The 20,635-nt window shown below is 70.9% G+C and carries 17 protein-coding genes and 1 pseudogene; 9 read left to right on the top strand and 9 right to left on the bottom strand.

The genetic code is table 11. From position 1 onward, the window contains the following. Positions 1-42: 42 nt before the first annotated feature. Positions 43-5,166, bottom strand: coding sequence for a DUF6531 domain-containing protein (locus MXD61_RS17640; RefSeq protein WP_248814580.1), 5,124 nt, complete (start codon positions 5,164-5,166; stop codon positions 43-45). A gap of 318 nt (positions 5,167-5,484) precedes the next feature. Here MXD61_RS17640 and MXD61_RS17635 point away from each other — a divergent pair, with 318 nt between their 5' ends. Continuing rightward, positions 5,485-5,760, top strand: a complete 276-nt coding sequence (locus MXD61_RS17635) for a hypothetical protein (protein ID WP_248814579.1) — start codon at positions 5,485-5,487, stop codon at positions 5,758-5,760. Between the two features lie 126 nt (positions 5,761-5,886). Further along, positions 5,887-6,240: pseudogene (locus MXD61_RS28935) on the top strand (hypothetical protein). A gap of 48 nt (positions 6,241-6,288) precedes the next feature. On the opposite strand, the gene MXD61_RS28930 reads toward MXD61_RS28935, so the two are convergent. The 3 genes from MXD61_RS28930 to MXD61_RS17615 form a co-directional block, all read right to left on the bottom strand. Continuing rightward, entirely contained in the window at positions 6,289-6,618 is a 330-nt protein-coding gene (locus tag MXD61_RS28930; protein WP_251080140.1) for a dihydrofolate reductase, read from the bottom strand. A gap of 50 nt (positions 6,619-6,668) precedes the next feature. Beyond that, entirely contained in the window at positions 6,669-6,815 is a 147-nt protein-coding gene (locus tag MXD61_RS17620) for a thymidylate synthase (RefSeq protein ID WP_248814576.1), read from the bottom strand. 171 nt (positions 6,816-6,986) lie between these two features. Next, a complete protein-coding gene (locus MXD61_RS17615; protein ID WP_248814575.1) occupies positions 6,987-7,481 on the bottom strand; it encodes an NUDIX hydrolase in 495 nt (164 codons plus the stop codon). Between the two features lie 246 nt (positions 7,482-7,727). Between MXD61_RS17615 and MXD61_RS17610 the strand changes: the two genes are divergently transcribed. From MXD61_RS17610 to MXD61_RS17600, 3 genes are all read left to right on the top strand, one after another. Next, positions 7,728-9,926: an anthranilate synthase family protein gene (locus MXD61_RS17610; protein WP_248814574.1), complete on the top strand. Its 2,199-nt coding sequence runs from the start codon at positions 7,728-7,730 to the stop codon at positions 9,924-9,926. A gap of 86 nt (positions 9,927-10,012) precedes the next feature. After that, positions 10,013-10,654: a GNAT family N-acetyltransferase gene (locus MXD61_RS17605; protein WP_248814573.1), complete on the top strand. Its 642-nt coding sequence runs from the start codon at positions 10,013-10,015 to the stop codon at positions 10,652-10,654. A gap of 65 nt (positions 10,655-10,719) precedes the next feature. After that, complete coding sequence (locus MXD61_RS17600; RefSeq protein WP_248814572.1) at positions 10,720-11,607, top strand: NAD(+)/NADH kinase; 888 nt, start codon at positions 10,720-10,722, stop codon at positions 11,605-11,607. A gap of 38 nt (positions 11,608-11,645) precedes the next feature. Here MXD61_RS17600 and MXD61_RS17595 read toward each other — a convergent pair whose 3' ends face one another. Both MXD61_RS17595 and MXD61_RS17590 read right to left on the bottom strand, forming a co-directional pair. Continuing rightward, the gene (locus MXD61_RS17595; protein WP_248814571.1) at positions 11,646-11,984 is read right to left on the bottom strand and encodes a hypothetical protein; all 339 of its coding nucleotides are present in this window, start codon (positions 11,982-11,984) and stop codon (positions 11,646-11,648) included. Between the two features lie 133 nt (positions 11,985-12,117). Next, the gene (locus MXD61_RS17590; RefSeq protein ID WP_248814570.1) at positions 12,118-12,990 is read right to left on the bottom strand and encodes an LLM class F420-dependent oxidoreductase; all 873 of its coding nucleotides are present in this window, start codon (positions 12,988-12,990) and stop codon (positions 12,118-12,120) included. 217 nt (positions 12,991-13,207) lie between these two features. Between MXD61_RS17590 and MXD61_RS17585 the strand changes: the two genes are divergently transcribed. Beyond that, positions 13,208-14,266, top strand: coding sequence for a PaaI family thioesterase (locus MXD61_RS17585; protein WP_248814569.1), 1,059 nt, complete (start codon positions 13,208-13,210; stop codon positions 14,264-14,266). Positions 14,267-14,363: 97 nt separating this feature from the next. Here MXD61_RS17585 and hpnH read toward each other — a convergent pair whose 3' ends face one another. Continuing rightward, entirely contained in the window at positions 14,364-15,368 is a 1,005-nt protein-coding gene (gene hpnH / locus MXD61_RS17580) for an adenosyl-hopene transferase HpnH (protein WP_248814568.1), read from the bottom strand. A gap of 435 nt (positions 15,369-15,803) precedes the next feature. Between hpnH and MXD61_RS17575 the strand changes: the two genes are divergently transcribed. Together MXD61_RS17575 and MXD61_RS17570 are read left to right on the top strand one after the other, a co-directional pair. Then, complete coding sequence (locus MXD61_RS17575; RefSeq protein WP_248814567.1) at positions 15,804-16,388, top strand: nucleoside triphosphate pyrophosphatase; 585 nt, start codon at positions 15,804-15,806, stop codon at positions 16,386-16,388. A gap of 264 nt (positions 16,389-16,652) precedes the next feature. Beyond that, on the top strand, positions 16,653-17,972 hold the full coding sequence (locus MXD61_RS17570) for a WS/DGAT domain-containing protein (RefSeq protein ID WP_248814566.1): 1,320 nt from the start codon (positions 16,653-16,655) through the stop codon (positions 17,970-17,972). Between the two features lie 21 nt (positions 17,973-17,993). On the opposite strand, the gene cysE is transcribed toward MXD61_RS17570, so the two are convergent. Further along, positions 17,994-18,875 (bottom strand): serine O-acetyltransferase, encoded by an 882-nt coding sequence (cysE, locus tag MXD61_RS17565; protein ID WP_374629134.1) that lies wholly within the window; start codon positions 18,873-18,875, stop codon positions 17,994-17,996. A gap of 212 nt (positions 18,876-19,087) precedes the next feature. Continuing rightward, positions 19,088-20,020, bottom strand: a complete 933-nt coding sequence (gene cysK / locus MXD61_RS17560) for a cysteine synthase A (protein WP_248814564.1) — start codon at positions 20,018-20,020, stop codon at positions 19,088-19,090. 266 nt (positions 20,021-20,286) lie between these two features. Here cysK and MXD61_RS17555 point away from each other — a divergent pair, with 266 nt between their 5' ends. Further along, positions 20,287-20,553, top strand: coding sequence for an XRE family transcriptional regulator (locus tag MXD61_RS17555; RefSeq protein WP_248814563.1), 267 nt, complete (start codon positions 20,287-20,289; stop codon positions 20,551-20,553). Positions 20,554-20,635 lie beyond the last annotated feature (82 nt).

Below are 20,635 nucleotides of genomic sequence, written 5' to 3'. Positions count from 1 at the left end.
CTGCAGGCCAGAAGTCGACTTCATAGTCGACTACCTCGGCTTTTATTGCGACCAACGCTCCACTCCAATCATGTGTCGTATCAAGATTTCCGAATCCGATGAATTTGGTATTACTATGCCATCGCCGGGATTTATCGTTGTCGAGTAGACCACTCCCCCGTTGGCAAATCGCTTCGCGACACCCGGGTCGGCCGTGAATGATATCATCGACTTCTCCCCGATCTCGTCTATATCTGTACCGAACATGACGTGGGCCTCCGCATAGGCCGGCTCGCTTCCCCAGGCCGCGATTCCTGCCTGGTGTGCCTCCTGCGAGATTCTCAGTGCCGCGCTGAGATCACCCGTGGCGCCATAGGCGTGCAGGGCAGCATCGCTCATGACCAGGCCCGTCTCCTCGAAGCCATATTCTTCCAGCACACGGCTGGAACCCCTGTAGATGCGGATCGGCGCGCCCGTAAGCTTCGATGCGACCCCGATCTCCGCGGCTGCGAGGCCGTCCCCACCCGCCACGGAGCGCGCTCCGCCAAACCTTCCGGCCAGGCCCCCGGTGGCGGTACTGAAGGCGAGTTCGCCGAGGTTAAGCTGTCCGGGGTGGACGATGCTCTGGGTGGCAAGGTCCTGGGCCGCGCCGCCGATGGCGTTGCTGGCCGCTGCGGAGAGTCCTGTTCTGGCGAGCCCGCCGGCCACTCCGCCACCGACGCCGCCGGCGATTCCGGCGAGGGCGACAGTGCGTGGGTCGAAGTTTCCCGTGACGAGGCCTATGGCTGCCGAGCTTCCGGCACCGATGAGTATTCCGGCGCCGACGGCCTGCCCTCCGGGGACGAACATCAGCCCGACGCCGACACCGATGACCGCGGCGGCGCCGAGGCTCCCCCATGGATCCTTTCTGACATTGTCCCAGGCTTTCTCGAACATGCCCTTGCCAGCCTGGTTGCGGTAGCCGTCGTACTCGGCGTCGGTCAGCGGGCGCAGACCGGTCGGGTCGACCATTCCGACCGGGTCGTTCCAGGCGTGGTGATACGGGTTTGCCTGGCCCGGCATCCCGGGGATGTTCGCGAGCGGATCGGGCGAGAGAAAGGAACGGGTCCGCGGATCGAGAACGCGGGCCCGTTGCCAGACCAGATCACCGAGGACCAGCTCACCGCGGTAGCCGAGGGCACTGTCCAGGCCCGGTGCACCTACGGGCAGGTCCCCGGTTCCAAGGCGGGACCCGGCCGCAGCCGAACCGGAGCCGGTCCGGGTGCCGGCGCCTGTCGCGATCGGCAGGCCCCACACGTCGTGATGGCCGGGAGAGCCCTGCCAGTCAAGCTCGAGCCACCGCCCGGTCGCGGGAGGGAGCGCACCCGAGCCGCTTGTCACGGCATCCTCGATCACACCGATGGCGGACCCGGCGCGAGCGTAGGTGCGCCCGCCCACGGCATGCGCCTGGCCCGGCCAGGCCACCGGGTCCCAGAGCACGGCCTGGCCGTTCACCTCAAGCGGATCCCCGAGGGCGTCGACCACAAGCCGGTCCGACCGGCCGGCTGCATGCGGGCCGGTCGCCATCGTGCCGGTCGGCTCTCGCCGAACCTCGCGGAGCCGGCCCAGCGCGTCCCAGTCGTAGCAGACGACGCCGGTCGGCCCGTCTTCTGTCCGCCGCCGCCCGGCGGCGTCGTAGCCGAAGGTGGTCGGCAGGCCGTCCCCGATTCGACGTTCGACCAGGCGGCCAGCGGCATCGTAGGTGCAGCGGATCACGGACTCGGGATCGCCCCGGTCCTCGGCGACCATGCGCCCGCCCGGATCCCAGGTGAAGGCCCAGCGGCCCCACGGCCCTCGCGCCGAGACGAGCTGGCCGGCCCGGTCATAGCCGAACCGCAGGTCTTCCCCGCCGTCAACCACCCGGATGATCCGGCCGGCACCGTCACGTTCCACGGTCCGGCCGGGACCTCGGGCAGGCCGACCGTCCGGGTCCCGCGCGATGACACGGCGGCCGAGCGCTGGATGCGCCACCGACCGGAGGCGTCCGTCGTCGTCATACTCATAGCGCACCGGCGTCCCACCGGCCCGCCCGACGCTCACACACCGCCCATCACCGTCGTAGGACCAGGCGAGCCGGCCCGCGGCGGTGGTGCGTGCGGTCAACCGTCCGGTGAGGTCGTAGTCCAACGCCACCTGGACATCCGGGTCTGCGGTGCCCTCCCGGCCCGTCCCGCTCAGCGGATCCGCGGAACCCTCCACCGACGCAGTCCGCACACGCTCGAGGCGGCCGGCCGCGTCATAGAGGTACTGAAACCGCGGGGCCCGCTCGTCCGGCAGACCGCGTCCGATCAGCCGCCCGGCGGAATCCCACCAGCTGCGCGTCCCGGTGCCGTCCGCGTGGCGCACCACATGGACGCGACCATTGTGGTCACGGACGACGGTGGTGGTCCGGCCGAGCGGGTCGGTCGTGGCGGTCGGGCGTCCGACCTCATCGTGGCGCAGTTCGTGGCGGCCGCCGAGGGGGTCGCTCCAGCCGGCAAGCTGGCCGCGGGCATCGTAGGTGTAGCGGGTGACGGCGCCGAGCGGGTCGGTGGCGCTGGTCAGGGCGCCGCGCGCATCGTAGGTGTAGCGTCGGACGGCGCCGGTGCCGTCGGTGATGGCCACGGGCAGGCCGAGTGGGTTGTGCTCGATCGTCGTGCGCCGCCCGCCCGGCCGGGTCACCGCAACGACCCGGCCGTACGCGTCGTACTCCCAGGTCGTCTCGCGACCGGCGGGGGTGACCAGCGCGGTCAACCGGCCCGCGGCATCGCGCCGGTACAGGGTGCGCGCTCCCGACGGCGCGGTCGTCTGCACCCAACGGCCGGCCCGATCATAGCCATAGGACTCGCGGCGGCCCAGCGGCGTGGTGACGGCAGCGAGCCGTCCACCGAGAGTCCACTCGAGGGTGCGCCGCCCGCCCAGCTGGTCGGTGACCGCCACCACCCGCCCGCGCGGGTCATGTTCGTAACGGCTAACGGCGCCCGCGGGGTCGGTTTCAGCGATGACGGCACCGGCCGGGTCATACGCCCGCTGCCAGACCCGCCCGTCCGGGCTGGTCCGGCGGAACGCCCGCCCGGCCTCGTCATACTCGACCCGCCACTCGTGGCCCTCGGCGTCCGACTCGACGTTCGGGCGGCCGTCCGGGTCGTAGCCACGGCGGAACGTCGCGCCCGCTGGGTCGCTCAGCGCCACCAGTCGGCCGAGACCGTCGTGGTCGAAGTGGAACTTCTCGCCATCGGGGGCGACGATCAGCGTGGTGTTACCGAACAGGTCGTACTCAAAGCCCAGCGTCGCGCCCAGCGGGTCGACGACCTGCTCAACCCGCCCGTGCGGACCGTACGACGAACCCCACCGTCCCCCGGCCGGGTCGACATAGCCATCAGGACGGCCCGCAGGCGTGTAGTGATACGAGCTGCCTGCCCCGTCCGGGCCCTGCTCGCAGACCACCCGCCCGGCGTCGTCGCTGTCCCATTCACGGGTCTGGCCCGTCGGTCCGGTGATCGCAGCCAGCCGGCCGGCGGGGTCGTAGCGCAGCCTGGTCCGCCCACCGCCAGCGACCCGTATGTCAATGAGCTGGGCGTCGTCGTCCCAGCGGAACCTCGTCGTGACCCCGTCCGGATCCACGACACAGGTCGGTAGGTCATCATCGTTGACAGTGATCCGGGTCAGTGCGCCTGCCGCGTCGACGATCTCCACCGGGGTCCGCGCGGCGGCCGCGTAGACCCATCGGGTCAGATGGCCACGCGGATCAACGTAACCGGTCAGACGACCGAGAGAATCCCACGACCAGCGCTCGGTGATGCCGCAGGGGCCGGCACGGTGGACGAGGTTGCCCGCGTCGTCGTAGTCCATCGTCCAACGCGCGCCGGAACGTTCCTCAATCCCGCGCAGCCGCCCAGCCTCGTCGAACACCCGGTAGAATGGACGGTCCGCGTCATCCACCGCGCAGACCAGCCGACCAGCCGAATCATGACGGTACTCGTTGATCGCCCCGCCCGCCGCATCGGTGACCAGGGTGCGACGACCCTCCCGGTAGGCAAACTGGACGAGACGGCCCTCGGGGCTGAGCTGGGTCAGCACCCGACCGGCCTCGTCAAACGTGGTGCGGGCCAGCGTCACACCGTCCGCGTCGACGATCTCGGCAAGCGGTCCGGTGCCGGCGCCTGCCTCGTCGGCGTGACGGTAGCGGCGGGCACCCTGTGGGCCCCCCTCGACGGCGACCAGGTTGGCGTGGGTGTCGTAGGCGTATCGGACCTGCCGGCCATCGCTGGCCCGCACCGCCGCGACCAGGGCACGCTCGTCATCCCACACAAGCTCCAGGGACCGGCCCGAACGGGGATGCGACAGCCGCTTCAGCCGGCCGTCCGACCAGGCGAGCAGCAACTCCGCCCGGTCGACGCGCACCCGCACCGGCTGGCCGGCCTCGTCGTACCACCAGGTCTCCCCCGGCCCACGGGTGAAACGGAAGCCCGCGCCATCAGCGTGCAGGGTCGCGCCCAGCAGCGGCAGCTCGGTCGGCCGGCCCACGCCGGGACGCACCAGCACAGAGCGGGCGCCGTCCGGGGCCCGCCACTCGACCTGCTCGTCGCCGACGTCCAGTGCGGTGTCGGCCCAGCTGGACCAGCCCCGACCATGTGCGCCGATCCGATCGTGCGCGCGGGAGTTGTAGGTCCGCCGCCAGCCAGCCGGCGCCGCCCGGCCGGGCAACGGCAGGTCGAGTTCCTGCTCGACCAGGTTGCCGTTCGCGGTACACACCGGGTCGGCCGCGAAACCACTGTCCGGCGGGTGGCCGTGCAGCACAGGATCATCGACCGTCAGCGTCGTCGTCGGCAACGTACCGATCCCGGCCGCCGCCAGCCCGGCGGCGATCCGGCTGTCCTCAACCGTGACCGTGCCGGCGGCCGTACCCGCCGAGCCCCGGTCGGCGGCGACGAACGCATCCTTCACCGTGCCAACGAAACGATCCCGCTGTTCGGCGTCAGTCAGATGCGCACTTAATTTCACCCACAGATCCGGATGCGAAAGACTGTACTGCGCACCGAATCGAGCGACCACGTCGTCGTAGTAGCTCCGCACACCAGCCGCCGCCGTCGACAGCGTCATGCGCGCCGCGGTGGCGTCCGTGACATAGGTGCCCAGATCCTCGGGGTCCGCGGAGCTGGTGGCCACGACGCTCTTCCCTTCTTCTGGCGACCGGGGACTCGTCCACGATCCGCGAGCCCCCTTGTGCCGAGCCGGGCCTCATTGATCGTCCGGACGCCCTGCGCATGCCGCGCACTCTACAATGCCCCAGAGAGTCCACTGACACCCAGAGGCCCAATGTAGATGTGCATGGCGACCAGCACCCGACGTTCGACTCCATGAATAGAAACCACGTCAAGATACCGGGCCGACGGTCCCAGCGACCGCACAGCTCAGGAGCACCCGCTGGGCAAGAGGGAACCGCCGGGATCGACTCGGCGTCGACTAGACGAAGCCGCCCTCACCGTGACCGGCGCGATCACCTGCAACGTCGTGTGCTCCGGCACCATCGATGCCCCCGAACTCGCCGCCCGCAGCGCCTCTGCCACCACTCTCGACTCCCCGCGCCCCACCGGCCTCGACGACCTCACCTTTCCGCCTGACCCCACTGCCAGCTCAACAAGCCCAGCGGCTGCGACAAGTTCACCGGTTTCGGATGGCTACGCGGCGTCGAACGGTAACCCGGCCCGTATTGCAGAAAAGGACAAGACCGGTACAGCGCTGACTATCCGCCTGATGTGACGCATGGATCCTTCAGTGTCCACGGCCGGCTTCGCGTGATATCGCGCCGCCCAACCGTCCATAGCAGAGTACCATCTGCCTTCTTGACCAGCTCCTTTGCTTGGATGAGCCACAGAGGGTGATCTGATGACCAGCCAGCCTGGAACAAAGACCCTGTGGCGTACAGCCGGTCCCAAGAAAATGGAGATGGTGCGACAGCTCGACTGACGCTCCTGGCCGCCCCGGCTGCCCGAGCAGTCGATCTTCTATCCGGTTCTCAACGAGGACTACGCAATCCGGATCGCAAAGGACTGGAACGTGAAGCACGATGGGGCGGGCTTCGTGACCTGCTTCGAGGTTGGTACCGAGTTCCTCTCCCGGCACCCCATCCAGCAGGCAGGCGGACAGACGATCCTCGAACTATGGGTTCCGGCCGAAGAACTCGATGAGTTCAACGCCCACATCATCGGCGAGATACAGGTTGTCCACGATTTCCACTGATCCGACGGGACGGTGGCCGCCTCGGCTCACCTTGAAAGGCTGGCGTGATCACGGCATCAGTCGAGTGCCGCTCAGTTCCAGGTGAGGAACCGGTAGTGCAGGCCGGTGGATGACTCCTGCCACGCTCCGCGGCTGTCGGGAGGGCGTCCGATGTCGGGCGCATGGTTCTGTGGATGCCGCGGCAAGCGCCTGCGGCAGGTCGGGGAACGTCGTCACACCGGGCTGCGCCGTGCCGGACAGCACGAGGTTGCGTCTACCGGGCAACGGCCGGAATCGGGGCGGCAGCGACTCCCAAGTAGGCCGGCCCATGAGCACGGCCGCGCCGATGGTCAGAGCGCGAAAGTGCGCCAGGTCCTCGGGCAGATACCAGGGCAGCATGCCATCACGGCCGATGACGCCGTTCACCGACTGCGCCCAGACAAGCCCGATCACACTGCCACCGGCACGGCGATGGCAGGATGCGGATCGTAGCCGTCGAGCGCGAAATGATCGTAGGTGCAGTCGAACAGGCTGGCCGCCGAGGCCAGCCGCAGCCTCGGGAACGGCCGCGCCTCGCGGGCAAGCTGACGACACACCTGGTCGACACATACTCCGCCACCTGCCGACGCGGCTCCGCCCGGCCGAACCGGCCACCGATCCGCTCGCACCAACCGTCCAGCTCAGCTGCCCATGACTCCACCACCACAGCCCAGATCCATCCATCCATCCATCCATCCATCACGGTCAACACAAGTGCCGTTGCAGTACTAGCCGGGTGGGAGGCCGTCCGCCAGGAAGAGGGAGCTGCCGGTGCGCAGGGCGGCGAGGCAGGCGTGCAGGCGGCGGGCGATGTGCGGCTGGGCGACGTCGGACAGGTTCTCCTCGGGGACGAGGGTCCAGTCGGCGAGTTCGTCGGCGGGCAGGCGGATGCGGGCGGCGGCGTCGTCGGTGAGCAGGCCGCCGTCGAAGACCAGGGCGAGGCCCTCGGTACGCAGCGGCGAGGGCGGCACCCAGTCCACCGCGAGCAGTCGGCCGGGGACGCGGTCCAGGGCCAGCTCCTCGCCGACCTCCCGGCGGGCCGCGGCGTACGGCGACTCGTCCTGCTCGACGACTCCGCCGGGCAGGTCCCAGCCTGGCCGGTAGGTCGGTTTCACCAGCAGGACGCGGCTGTGACCGTCGACCAGCAGACACGCCGCGTTCATCCGCTTGCGGGGCAACCCGCGCTGCCATGCGAGCTGGGCAGCGGCGTCCGGGGTCGTCATATCCCTTAGAGTAGAAGCATGTTCGCGCGCAGAGGTCTGTGGCGGGCCGTCATCCTGGCGGCCGTCTCCACGCGCGCGTAACCCGCATCCGAGCACGCGGCCGCCCCTCCGGCGGTCGCTGTTGTCTCCTGCGGCGGGCATCTCCCTCGGGTCACTCTTCTCGACCTGGGACGAGCTCGCGAACGGGCACCGGACGACCCCGGTCCACGGCGTCGCGTCCCGTCCCACTCGACGAGGTCGTCACCGATGAACCCACACCACCCCGCACTGCCGCCGGCCGAACTGCTGCCGGCCGAGCCGCCGTCGACCGAACCACCGCCGGCCGAGGTGTTGCGCCGGCTGGTCGCCGCGTGCGCCGCCGGTGAGGATCCCGGGCCGTTCGCGCTGCTGCGGCGCGCGGGGACCGACGCCGACGCCGACCGTGGTGAGCTGGAGCTGGAGCTGGAGCTGCTGCGCGGCGAGCTGATCACCGTCGCGCGCATCGCCGATCTGCCGCTGCCGCCGGGCGGCACCGGGCCGCGTGTCCTCGCGATCGTGCCGTTTCGCCAGCTCACCGAGGTCGGTCTGCCCTGCGTCGACGACGGCAGCCCGTTGGAGGCGCTGCGCGTCACCGAGCACCTGCGCGTTCCCCTCGGCGACGCCCTCGCCGTCCTGCCCACCGATGGGCCCTCCGTCCACGGCGGCGGATTCGACCTCGACGACGACCAGTACGCCGAGCAGGTCCGCGCGGTCGTGCGGGACGAGATCGGCCACGGTGAGGGCTCCAACTTCGTCCTGCACCGGACGTACACCGCCACCCTCGACGGCCCACCGCCGCACGCCGCCCTCGCCGCGCTGCGCCATCTGCTGCACACCGAACCCGGTGCCTACTGGACGTTCCTCATCCACACCGGCCGGCGCACCCTCGTCGGCGCGACACCGGAACGCCACGTCAGCGCCGTCGACGGCCAGGTGACCATGAACCCGATCTGCGGCACCCACCGACTACCGTCCGACCCGCCTGATTCGTTCGACCTGTCCGATCCGTCCGGGGCGGCGCGTGCGGGGCTGATGCGGTTCCTCAACGACGCGAAGGAGATCGACGAGCTGTCCATGGTCCTGGACGAGGAACTGAAGATGATGGCGGCGCTCACCGATGACGGCGGACGCGTCGTCGGACCACACCTGAAACGCATGTCCCGGCTCGTGCACACCGAGTACCTCCTGACCGGCCACAGCGACGCCGACGTCCGCGACATCCTGCGCGCGACGATGTTCGCCCCGACCGTCACCGGCAGCCCCCTGCACAACGCCCTGCGCGTCCTCGCCCGCCACGAACGCCGCGGCCGCCGCTACTACGGTGGCGTCGCCGCCCTGCTGGGCTTCGACACCACCGGACGCCAGACCCTCGACGCCCCCATCCTGATCCGCACCGCCGAGCTCACCCCCGACGGTCGGCTCCGCCTCCCTGTCGGCGCCACCCTCGTCCGCCACTCCACCCCGTCGGGCGAAACCGCCGAAACCCACACCAAGGCCGCCGCCATCCTCGCCGCCTTCGGCCTGCGCCCCGCCCCCACCCAGCCGACCCGGCCGACCCCTCGCACCGAGGACCCGGTCATCGCCGCCGTCCTCGCCAGCCGCAACACCGACCTCGCCACCTTCTGGTTCCACCGCTCACCCCGACGGCCCCTCCCACCCCAGGCCATCCCACCCGGTTCCGCGGAACACCCGTCCCACCCCGGTTCCGCGGAACCGTTGTTGGCGGGACGGTCGGTGTTGGTCGTCGATGCCGAGGACGCGTTCGCTGTGATGCTCGCCCACCAGTTGCGCTCGCTTGGGCTGATGGTCACCGTCCGCCCCTGGTCGCAGGTGACGCCGCCGACGGACGACCGCACCGCCCCGGCGCCCGAGGTGGACGCGGTGCCTGAGGTGGACGCGGTGGATCTGCTGGTTCTCGGGCCGGGGCCGGGTGATCCACTGGCGTATCGCGGCGGTGATCCGAAGATGGTCGCGTTGCGTCGGCTCGCCGAGTACCGGCTCGCGCTGGGACGGCCGCTGCTCGGCGTCTGCCTCGGCCATCAGCTGCTCGCGGACGTCCTCGGCCTGCCGCTGCGTCGACGTCCCGACCCGCACCAGGGCCTGGGACGCACCATCGACCTGTTCGGCCGCCCGCGCCGCGTTGGCTACTACTCCACGTTCGCGGCGGTGGCCAGCACCAGGGGCGACTCGTCCGAAGGCGACCCATCCGAAGGCGGTTCGTCCGAAGGGGAGCTGTTTCGGAGCGGGTTCGGGCCCGTGCGGCTGGCGCGGGATCGCGGTGACGGGACGGTGCATGCCCTGCGGGGGCCGTCGTTCGTGGGGATGCAGTTCCATCCCGAGTCGGTGCTCAGCCGGGACGGTCTGGACATCCTGCGTACCGAACTGAACACCCTGTTCGCGGCCGCACCGATCGTCCCGGTCGGATAATTCAAGCGGCACCGGACAGCACCGCACGAAGCGGGACGCACGACGCGTGACGCGTGACGGCACCGGATCAGACAGGACGGAGGGCCATGGGATCGGTGGTCAGGATCAGGGCGGCGCGGCTGTCGGACGCCGCGGGTATCCAGGCGGTGTACGGGCCGTTCGTGACCGGCAGCCCGGCGACGTTCGAGGAGGAGATCCCGACCGTCGAGGCCATCCGCGCCCGCATGACCGCCGTCCCCCGCCTGCCCTGGCTCGTCGCCGAGGCCACGCCCACCCTCCCGTCGGACGGCGCACCGGACGGCGTATCGGACGGCGGGCGGGCCGGTGTGGTGATCGCGGGGTACGCCTGTGCCGCGCCGCATGGGCAGCGGGCGGCCTACCGGTGGTCGGTGAACGCGTCGGTGTACCTGGCGGCCGCGTTTCACCGGCGGGGGCTCGGGCGGCGGTTGTACGCACGGTTGTTCGCCGAACTGCGTGCCCTTGGCTATCTGAACGTCTACGCCGGGATCACGCTGCCGAATCCGGCAAGCGTCGGGCTGCACACGGCGGCCGGGTTCACCCCGGTCGCCGTGTATCCCGGGATCGGCCACAAGCTCGGCGCCTGGCGTGACCTCGGCTGGTACCACCTGCCCCTGATCACACCACTACCCGCCGTCCCCGCCGAGCCGCGCCCCTGGGATCCCGACGCGGCCCCGGTCCCGGGTGTCACGTCCGCCGCGCAGGAATAGCCTGCTGGGACGACCGGTGGCCGGTGGGAAGGGCAGTGGCAGTCGCAGCGGGGACGGGGACGGTTGTGCGCACGGTCGGGGTGGTGCTGCATCCACGGCGGGATTCGACGCTGGCGGTCGAGCAGATCCTGAGCTGGGCGTCGTCGCGTGGGGTGACCGTCCTCGGGGTCGCCGGGGAGATCGAGCGGCTGCGCTGTGCGGCGGTGGCCGTCGAGTCGGCGCAGCTCGCCGAGCGCAGTGACCTGCTCGTCAGCCTCGGCGGGGACGGGACGATGCTGCGCGCCATGCGTCTGGCCGAGGCCGGCCGGGCCCCCGTCCTCGGTGTGAACCTGGGGCGGCTCGGTTTCCTCGCCGAAGTGGACGTCCCCGAACTGTCCGCCGCGCTCACCGCGATCGACCGCCACGAGTACACCGTCGAGCCGCGCCTCGCCGTCGACGCCCACATCGCCACCATGACCGCGACCGCCTTCAACGACATCGCCGTCGTGCGCGTCCCCGGCTACGGTGGCAGCGCCGCCGTCCAACTGCGTGTGGACGGACGGCCCTTCGTCCGTTACGCCGCCGACGCCGTGGTGGTGTCCACACCGACCGGTTCCACCGCCTACAGCTTCTCCGCCGGCGGCCCGATCGTCAGCCCGTCGGTGGAGGCCCTGCTGGTCACCCCGGTCGCACCGCACTCGGCGTTCAACCGGGGCATCGTCCTGTCGGTGCACGACCGCCTGGCGCTGGACGTCCTGTCCGGCAGCGCCCGCCTGGCCGTCGAGGTGGACGGCACCGTCGTCGGCCATCTCACCGCCGGTGCCACCATGACCGTCCACCCGCGCCCCGGCGCCGTCGAGGTCGTCCGGCTCGGCCACACCACCTTCTACGAACGCGCCGCCCGCAAGCTACGCCTCGCCGGCTCCGCCGAGGTGGACGGCGCGAGCCCCGGCCCACGCTCCCACCCCGACTGACCCGTTCAGGCCATCCGGCCCGTCAGCGGTCCGGCCCGTCAGCGGTCGGGGCCGGCGGACCATTGGCGGTCCTCCTCGTCCCACTGCTCGTTGCGGTTGTCCAGGCGCTGACGCCAGTTGGTCGCCTGCTCGGCGCTGTCGTACGGTCCGAGCCGGCGATGCCCCGGCGCGTCCGGCGGATTCTCCGGCCGGCCATGATCCATGCACCACCACCAGCCCGTCGGATTCCACGCCTCGCTGCCCACCGCCCCCGTGCCACCGGCGACCCCCGCCGCGCCCTTGCCACCGCCGCTGGCACCGCCGCCACCGCTGGCACCGTCGTTCGCCGCGCGGGCCCGTCCCCGCCCCGACACCGCTCGTTTCAGGCTCGACCACATACCCTGATCACTACCCCTCATCCCACCGGCGCGCACTCCCCCGAACGGACCCGCTTCCCCGCCCGCACGTCCGCGGCCCGGTGGCCCGGATCACCGGATGCCCGAAGGCGTCATCCGGTGATCCCGAGGATGATCAGAAGGTGGCGGCGACGGGGATGAGGCGTTCGGCGAGCAGGTCCAGCGGGCGGATGGCATCGACACCCGGGACCCAGCCGTGGCAGTGGGTGATGCCAAGGGCGGCCAGGGCGCGTAGCTGGTCGAGGAGGTCGTCGATGTGCCTGCCGTCGGGCCCGGGGTCCAGCGGCATCATGACGGTCTTCTCGATCTCGGCGTAGTCGCGGCCGACGTCCGCGCAGTGGGCGCGCAGGACGTCGAGCTTGTGGGCGACGTCGGGGCCGCCGAAGAGGTTGCAGGCCTGGGCGTAACGGGCGACCAGACGCAGGGTCCTGCGTTCGCCACCGCCGCCGATGAGGATCGGCGGGTGCGGGCGGCGCAGCGGGCGCGGGACCCCGAGGGTGCGCTCGAGCTGGTAGTGCCTGCCCTGGTACGGGGCGTCCGAGTCGCTCCAGGTCTGCAGGCAGATCTCGAGGGCCTCCTCGAGGCGTTCGAAGCGTTCGGCGGTGGGCGGGAAGTCCAGGCCGAGACCGCGGGCCTCCTGCTCGAACCAGGCCGCGCCGATGCCGAGGTAGGCCCGTCCCTCGGACAGAACGTCGAGCGTGGTGACCATTTTGGCGAGCAGTCCCGGCTCGCGGTAGACGACGGCGGTCACCCAGGCGAGCAGCTCGATGCGGGACGTGCGGGCAGCGAGGTAACCGAGCGTGGTGTAGGCCTCGAGCATGTCGTTCTCGGGCGGACCGACTCCGGTGATCTGCCAGACGTGGTCCATCACGCTCAGTTTGGTGAAGCCGGCGTCCTCGGCGGCGGTCGCCACCCGGGTGAGGTCCTTCGCGAGCGTCGACGGCCCGCCGGACCAGGTGAAGTCGGCGATGTGCAGGCCGATGTCCATGCCTGTCCTCCCGGAGTGAAACTGCCCGAACGAATCTGGAGGTGCCTCCGGATATTCACCCTATCCCCAGCCACCCCCGCCGTTCGGGTACCGCCGCATGCCGGACCCCCGAGGATGCGCCGCCACCCCGGACGTACCGATCCGTAGGACAACGGACGAGTCGGTCAGGCCGCACGGCCTACCGGTCAGGCAGGATGGCGATGACGCGAGCCGCAGCATGAGCAGATCCTCGGCGACCCGCACCACCCCGGCCGCGCGCACCACCGCGGCCGCGCGCACCACACCCGCACCGAGAACACCGCCGCTGGCGGTGCCATCGTGGTGGGGGGACGGGGGTGGGCAGGACGGACGCGGGGAGGACGCGCGCAGCCGGTTCCGGGTGGATCCCCGGCCGCGCTCCCCCAGCGCGCTCGGGGTGCGGCTGGTCGCGCAGCTCGGGCCGTGGCTGGTCGGCCCGGGTGGCGAGCCGACGGCGGGTGCGCTCGGCGTGCTCGTCGACGACGCGCTGGGCAGGCTCGTCCAGCTGGCGTCCCCGCCGGAGGTACCGGGCGCGCCGCAGGCCGCGGGCGCGTACGGCGTGCCGAGCGTGCGGGCGGTGCTGACCGAACTGTCACTGGAGATCGTCACCCGACCGCCCTGGTCAGGCCCGCACCTGGTGGCCGACGCCCGCCTGCGCGGCCGGGACGAACGGGGCGCGGTGGCGGTCTGCGAGGTCCGCGACAGCGCCGGACGACTCGCCGCCCTCGCCACCGGACGTTTCCGCTGGGCCTACCGGACGCCCGGCGACACCCCCACCCCCACCCCCGGTGCCGCCACCACCGCCGGAACCGGAACCAGCACCGGAACCGGCAGCGCCACCAACACCGGGACCGGCACGCACGGTGAGAGGAGGCCGGCCCCGCACGGGAGCCTGCTGGAGGCCCTGGGACTCGCCGCGGCGGGGCCGACCCGACACGGCGAGCTTGGCCGGCTCATCCTGCCCGGACATTCGGTGTTCGGCACCCCTGCCCGGACGGTGCACGGTGGTGTGCTGCTGTGCCTGTCCGACCTGGTGACCGACGCCCTCGCCGGCCCGGACGGCCCCGAACGCACCACCGGCATCCGGATCACGCACCTGCGACCCGCGCAGGCGTCGCAGCCGGTGACGGCCACGGCCGAGGCGATCCACCGTGACCGGGTGTCGACGCTGTACCGGGTGTCGACGGCAGGACCGTCCGACCGCCCGCACACCCTGGCCACCATCACCCGTGAACCCGCCCGCCCCCGCGGGCTCTAGCTCACCTGGCGTGAATCCCCGACGATCCTTCCGTGGTCGCTCAGCCCGGCTCCACACCGCGCCCAGCGACCACGGATCACACCCTGACCGTGCGGGTCTACGCGGGGATCGCGGCGCGGATCGTCTCGCGCAGCGAACCGAGGGTGGCGGCCAGGGCCGTCGGCTCATGCCCGCAGTGGGCCATGCAGTTGGCGCACCGCGGGTCCTTGCCGCGGCCGTACCGGTCCCAGTCGGTGGTCTCGACGAGTTCCCTGTACGTCTTCGCGTACCCGTCGCTCATCAGGTAACAGGGCCGCTGCCAGCCGTACAGCGAGTAGGACGGGATTCCCCACGCGGTGCACCCGAAATCCACCTTGCCCTCGAGGAAGTCGAGGTAGAGCGGCGAGTGGTTGAGGCGCCACTTCTTGCGGCGACCTTCCGCGAAGGCCTTCCGGAAAAGCTCCTTCGTCTCCTCGACACCGAGGAAGTTGTCCTGGTCCGGCGCCTTCTCGTAGGCGTAGGCCGGGGAGAGCATCATCCCGTCGACGTTGATCTCGTTGTTGAGGAAGTCGAGCACCTCGATGACGTTCTGCGGGGAGTCGGTGTTGAAGAACGTCGAGTTCGTGGTGACCCGGAAACCGCGCCGCTGGGCATCCTTGATGTTGTCGATGACCTGGGCGAACACGCCCTTGCGGGCGACGATCTCGTCGTGGCGGTCCTCGAGCCCGTCGATGTGCACCGCCAGCGACAGGTACGGCGACGGCGTCAGCTTGTCGATCTTACGCGGCAGCAGCAGCGCGTTCGTGCACAGGTAGACGAACTTCTTGCGCTTGACCAGGCCCTCGACGATCTGCTCGACCTGCGGGTGCATGAGCGGTTCGCCGCCGGCGAGGCACACCACGGGCGCTCCGCACTCGTCGGCCGCGGCCAGCGCCTGTTCGACCGGCATGCGCTGCTTGAGCACGTCCGCCGGGTGCTGGATCTTCCCGCAGCCCTCACAGGACAGGTTGCAGGCGAACAGCGGTTCCAGTTCGAGCGTGATCGGGAACTTCTCGCGGCGCAGGATCTTCTGCTTCGCCAGATAGGCGCCGACCCGAATCGCCTGACGCGGTGGAATAGCCATTGTCACCCTCCTGGTGATGATGTGGATTCGCCGGGTGGGTGGGATGGTGCCCTGGTGCCGCCAGTGTAAGTACGGCGATGGCCGAATCCAGACTCCCGGGCCGGTGAGAGATACTTAACCGGCACCCGCCTGTTTTCCTGGCACAGATACGTTCCCCGGCGTCATTCACGCAGGTCGCACGGCCTCATCGTCGACATTCACGATCGACGCGCACCCGGCGGCATCGGCCTGGCGGCCAAAGCCCGCACCTGGTGTTCTCCCGGCTCTCCCGCACGCCTTCCCCCGCGGGTGGAGAGGGGAGTTCGCAGCTCGTCGAGGGCCTGCCGGCCCACCCGCACCGCGACGACCGCCCCGTTACCACCCCGACCATCGGCCCCGCGGCCGACCCGACGAACGGCCCCGCACAATGGCCCGATCGGGATAGCCTCCGGTGGCATGACCGCCGACGCTCCACTCGTGCTCGCCTCCGCGTCACCGCGGCGCCGGGAGCTACTGGCCCGGCTCGGCGTGCCCTTCGAGGTGGTCGTCAGTGGCGTGGACGAGTCGTCCACCGTCGCCACCGACGCGCCCGGTCTCACCGCCGAACTGGCCGAACGCAAGGCCCGCGCCGTCGCCGCGCTACGCCCCGACCGGATCATCCTCGGCAGCGACACCGTCATCGACCTGGACGGCCGCGTCCTCGGCAAGCCCGAGTCCCCCGACCACGCCCTAGCCATGCTGCGTGACCTGCGCGGACGTACCCACCGCGTGGTCACCGCCGTCTTCGTCCTGGACCCGGCGACCGACACGTCCCACGCCGGGGTCGCCATCACCATGGTCACCATGCGTGACGTCAGCGACGCCGAACTCACCGCCTACATCGCCACCGGCGAGCCGATGGACGCCGCCGGCGCCTACACCATCCAGGGCGGCGCCGCCGCGTTCGTCATCGGTGTCGAGGGCGACCTCGACACCGTCATCGGTCTCCCGACCGCCCTCGTACGCACCCTGCTCGCCGCCACCACCGATCACCGTCACTGAGCCCCGGGGCACCCGGGGCACGCTGCCGGACCGGGCCAGACCGGGGTCTGTGTACAGCGATCAACGAAGAAGACCGGTCATTGATTTCGACCACCCCGGAACGACGATATTTCCGACTGAATACGGTCGGACCGGACACCGCCGAACGTGAGCGCTAATGGCCCGGTCGGGCTATGTCGAACGTGTTGCATCCAAGGCATGGGTCACGAGCACAAAGCTAGCGTCTCGTACCGCCGGAAGGTCATCTCCCGCCGAGGAGCGCACATGTCCATCAAGACCATGAAACGGAATTCCCCAACCAGCCACGAGGAGCCTGAATCCCGGCGTCTTTCCCCGTACGACCAGGCTTTTCTCGGGTTTCAACAGGGCGCGCCGAGCGTCGCCCTGGACAAGGGGACCCTGCTGTTCGTCGACGGACGCCCACCGAGCGACCAGGAATGGCGGGCCCACGTGGCCGGGCAGATGGCCCGCCAGCCGGCGCTGCGGGAGCGGCTCGCGACGAACCGGCGCGGGGAACCGGTGTGGTCAACAATTCCGATGAACGACGCAGACATCGACTACCACGCCGCGGTCTGGCCTGAGCCGACCGGGTCGGACCCGCGGAGATCCGGGCCACAGGTGATTGACGAGATCGCGGCCTCCACCCGTCTTGATCTGAGCCGACCACCGTGGAGGGTCTTCCTCGTTCGCCGGGGCGGTGGGAACGCCGACGGTTTTATGATCCATTACCGTTGCAGCCACATCCAGCAGGACGGTGCGGCCATGCACAGTGCACTGTGGATGCTGTTCGGCGAGGATTCGGAACCGGTGTCGATCGGCCGGCTACGGGCCCGTCCGCAGGTGCGACCGCGTGATCTGCTCGCCGAGGCCAACCGGGCCCGGCACAACCCGCTGGGGCGCAACGACCTGACGATCTGGGGCGGTCGCCCCACGGGGCCGAACCGGCATCATCTGGCCGAGACCACCCTGACGACCCTGCGTCGGGCAGGCCGGCGCCACGGCGTGACCATCAACGACATCTTTCTCACCGCACTCGCCGGCGCCGTCCGCGCCTGGGCACCGCGGGGCTGGGATCTCGCCGCCCATCCACTCCTGCACACCGCGATGCCGCTCAGCGTCCGGCCGCCCGACCAGGCGCGGACCCTGAGCAACTACTCGTCAGTCGTCTGGGTGCCGTTGCCCGTCGGTGAACCGGATCGTCACCTGCGCCTGCAGCGTGTCTCGAACCACACCCGCGTGCTCAGGGACACCGAGCCGGCGCTGCTCGAGCGGACCGTCGTCGCCCGACTGCCGGCGTCGCTGGTCCGCCAGATCGCGACGACCTCCACGCGTCTCGGCGATCCGAACAAGGCGAAATACCCGATCTCGGTCAGCAATCCGCGTGGTATGTCCGGCCCGCTCGCCGTCTGCGGGCGACGGATCACCGGGCTGGCCCATTTCCCGCTGCGCGGCCAGGGGCCGCTGAGCGTCGTCCTTGGCGGACTGGACGAGCAGGTGAGCGTCGCTTTCACCGTGGCGGAGAGTGTCTCCAACGCGGACCTGCTACCGGGTCTGTTCCTGCACGAGCTGCATCACCTCACCTGAGCCGTCAGCCCGCCACCGCCGTCAGATCGCGAAGTCCTCACCCTGCCAGACGCCGCCCTTCGGGGGGCGGATCGTCACCCGGGGCGGGTTGCCGCCCGAGCCGGAGCGGCCTCGACCGCCTGAGCCCCCGACCCCCGCGGCCCGGCCGATGCCGGGAGCCCCACCCGTGCGCGCCGGGCGAGCCGCACCGCCGTCCCCACTTCCGGTGGTGCCGGTGGCGCCGCCGGAGCTGGCGTCGCCGTCGGCCCCGGCGGTGGTGGCGGTGGCGGCCTGGAGGGCGGCGGTCGCCTCGAGCCGGTCGACGCGGGTGAGCAGGGACTGCAGGCTCAGACCGAGCGGGTCGGGCAGGGAGTCGTCGTGGTGGGCGGGCTGCGGACGGCTGCGGGTGATGATCTGGCCGGGCACGCCGACGACGACCGCACCGGGCGGCACCTTGCGCACGACGACGGCGTTCGCGCCGATGCGGCTGTCCGCGCCGACGGTGAACGGGCCGAGCACCTTGGCGCCGGCGCCGATGACGACCCGGTCTCCGATCGTCGGATGGCGTTTGGTGGGTTCGAGGCTGGTGCCGCCGAGGGTGACGCCGTGGTAGATCGTCACGTCGTTGCCGACCTCGGCCGTCTCGCCGATGACGACGCCGGTGGCATGGTCGATGAACACTCCGTCGCCGACCTGGGCGCCCGGGTGGATCTCGGCGCCGGTGAGCGCCCGGGCGACGGTGGCGCCGACACGGGCGGGCAGCGGCAGGCCGTGCGTCCACAGCCAGTGGTTGACCCGGTAGGCCCACAGCGCGTGGACGCCCGGGTAGCACAGGGCCACTTCGAGGCTGGAGCGGGCGGCCGGGTCACGGTCGCGGGCGGCGCGCAGGTCGCGGCGCAGCTGCCCGAGCCCGGCACGGCCCAGCCCGCCCAGCCGAGCGGCCGTCAGGCGGGGTCCCGTCGAGCCGGACGTGGCCGCTCGGTCCGTCGCCGCCACCGGACGAGCACCGGCACCAGCGCCCGAAGCGGAGCCGGACCCCGAGCCGACACCGGACGCGGACACGGATCCGGAGCCGGCTGGCCGGGACCGGGTCGGCAGGGGTGGGGAGAGCCTGCGCGGAGCGGGCCTGGACATGATCAGTCCTCGAGGCCGGCGAACAGCGGGGTGGACAGGTACCGCTCCCCGAAGTCGGGCAGCACGACGACGACCAGTTTCCCGGCGTTCTCCGGCCGGCCCGCGACCTTCAGCGCCGCCACCGCCGCGGCACCCGAGGAGATGCCGACGAGCAGCCCCTCCTCGCGGGCGAGCCGGCGGGCGAGCACCATCGCGTCCTCGGCCTCGACCTGGATGATCTCGTCCACGATGGCGGTGTCGAGGACCTTGGGGACGAAGCCGGCGCCGATGCCCTGGATGGGATGCGGCCCCTTCGCACCACCGGAGAGCACCGGGGACGCGGCCGGCTCCACGGCGACGAACCGCGCGGACGGCCGGCGCTGTTTGATGACCTCGGCGACACCGGTGATCGTCCCACCGGTGCCGACGCCGGCGACGAGGATGTCGATCTGCCCGTCGGTGTCGCGCCAGATCTCCTCGGCGGTGGTCACCCGGTGGATCGCCGCGTTCGCCGGGTTCTCGAACTGCTGCGGCATGAAGTAGCGGGAGTCACTCCTGGCGAGCTCCTCGGCCTTGGCGATCGCGCCGCCCATTCCCTCCGGGCCGGGGGTGAGCACGAGCTGCGCGCCGTAGGCCCGCAGCAGCATCCGGCGTTCGACGCTCATCGTCTCCGGCATCGTCAGCACACACTGGTAACCGCGGGCCGCGCACACCATCGCCAGCGCGATCCCGGTGTTGCCGCTGGTCGGCTCGACGATGACGGTGCCCGGCCCGATCGCGCCGGCCGCCTCGGCGGCGTCGATGAGCGCGAGACCGAGCCGGTCCTTCACACTGTGCGCGGGGTTGAACGACTCGAGCTTGGCGACGACCTGCGCCCCCGCACCCTCGGTGACCCGGCGCAGCCGCACCAGCGGGGTGTTCCCCACCAGGTGCGTGATGTCCTCGGCGATCCTCATCGACGTCCCTACTCCTCGCACCCGTGCCCGCCCGTGTTCACGGGGCGCGCCCGGCCTCGTCGGCGTCCTCGTCCATCGGCAAGGGTATGTCGCGGGTCCGACCGGACCGCCCCCTGTGGGCCACCCGGCACCGCCTCCCGACACCCACCCAGGCCCATCCAAAGATCACGCTCGATGCCGTTCCAGATCCCGGGTCAGCGTGCAGCAGCGCATGCTGACGAAAGAATCAGCGACTATCCGAAAGACCCGAAGGAGCAGGAGGGGTCATGACCGCACCGTCGAACTGGCGTGACGTCAAAGCCCGCGCCCGCGCGGCCGATCCCGCATGGGACAGCGCCGCGCGGACAGCCCGCCGCGCCGAGATGCGGGGGCGGATGCTCGCTTCCGTCAGTGGCGCGCAGCTGGGCGAGATCCGTGGACAGCTCGGCCTCACCCAGGCCAGCATCAGTCAGATCGAGAACGGCACCGCCACCGGGCTGGAAGTACTGCGCACCCACATCACCGGCCTCAGCGGCCACCCCTTCCATCCTTGACATGCAGCCGATGGGCTACATAATCTTAACAGGCAGCTAGTCGGCTGCATGAGGGTGACGGCGGAGCTCCGATCCGGGCGGG

The sequence above is a fragment of the Frankia sp. AgPm24 genome (genome assembly GCF_023243055.1).
Taxonomy (GTDB): Bacteria; Actinomycetota; Actinomycetes; order Frankiales; family Frankiaceae; genus Frankia; species Frankia umida.
This window is presented reverse-complemented; position numbering and strand designations above follow the sequence as displayed.

Excerpts from the sequence above, each read along its gene's own strand:
- MXD61_RS28930 (WP_251080140.1), bottom strand. The coding sequence starts at position 6,618 with ATGCTGCCCTGGTATCTGCCCGAGGACCTGGCGCACTTTCGCGCTCTG.
- MXD61_RS17615 (WP_248814575.1), bottom strand. The coding sequence starts at position 7,481 with ATGACGACCCCGGACGCCGCTGCCCAGCTCGCATGGCAGCGCGGGTTG.
- MXD61_RS17610 (WP_248814574.1), top strand. The coding sequence starts at position 7,728 with ATGAACCCACACCACCCCGCACTGCCGCCGGCCGAACTGCTGCCGGCC.
- MXD61_RS17605 (WP_248814573.1), top strand. The coding sequence starts at position 10,013 with ATGGGATCGGTGGTCAGGATCAGGGCGGCGCGGCTGTCGGACGCCGCG.
- MXD61_RS17595 (WP_248814571.1), bottom strand. The coding sequence starts at position 11,984 with ATGTGGTCGAGCCTGAAACGAGCGGTGTCGGGGCGGGGACGGGCCCGC.
- MXD61_RS17590 (WP_248814570.1), bottom strand. The coding sequence starts at position 12,990 with ATGGACATCGGCCTGCACATCGCCGACTTCACCTGGTCCGGCGGGCCG.
- MXD61_RS17585 (WP_248814569.1), top strand. The coding sequence starts at position 13,208 with ATGAGCAGATCCTCGGCGACCCGCACCACCCCGGCCGCGCGCACCACC.
- hpnH (WP_248814568.1), bottom strand. The coding sequence starts at position 15,368 with ATGGCTATTCCACCGCGTCAGGCGATTCGGGTCGGCGCCTATCTGGCG.
- MXD61_RS17575 (WP_248814567.1), top strand. The coding sequence starts at position 15,804 with ATGACCGCCGACGCTCCACTCGTGCTCGCCTCCGCGTCACCGCGGCGC.
- MXD61_RS17570 (WP_248814566.1), top strand. The coding sequence starts at position 16,653 with ATGTCCATCAAGACCATGAAACGGAATTCCCCAACCAGCCACGAGGAG.
- cysK (WP_248814564.1), bottom strand. The coding sequence starts at position 20,020 with ATGAGGATCGCCGAGGACATCACGCACCTGGTGGGGAACACCCCGCTG.
- MXD61_RS17555 (WP_248814563.1), top strand. The coding sequence starts at position 20,287 with ATGACCGCACCGTCGAACTGGCGTGACGTCAAAGCCCGCGCCCGCGCG.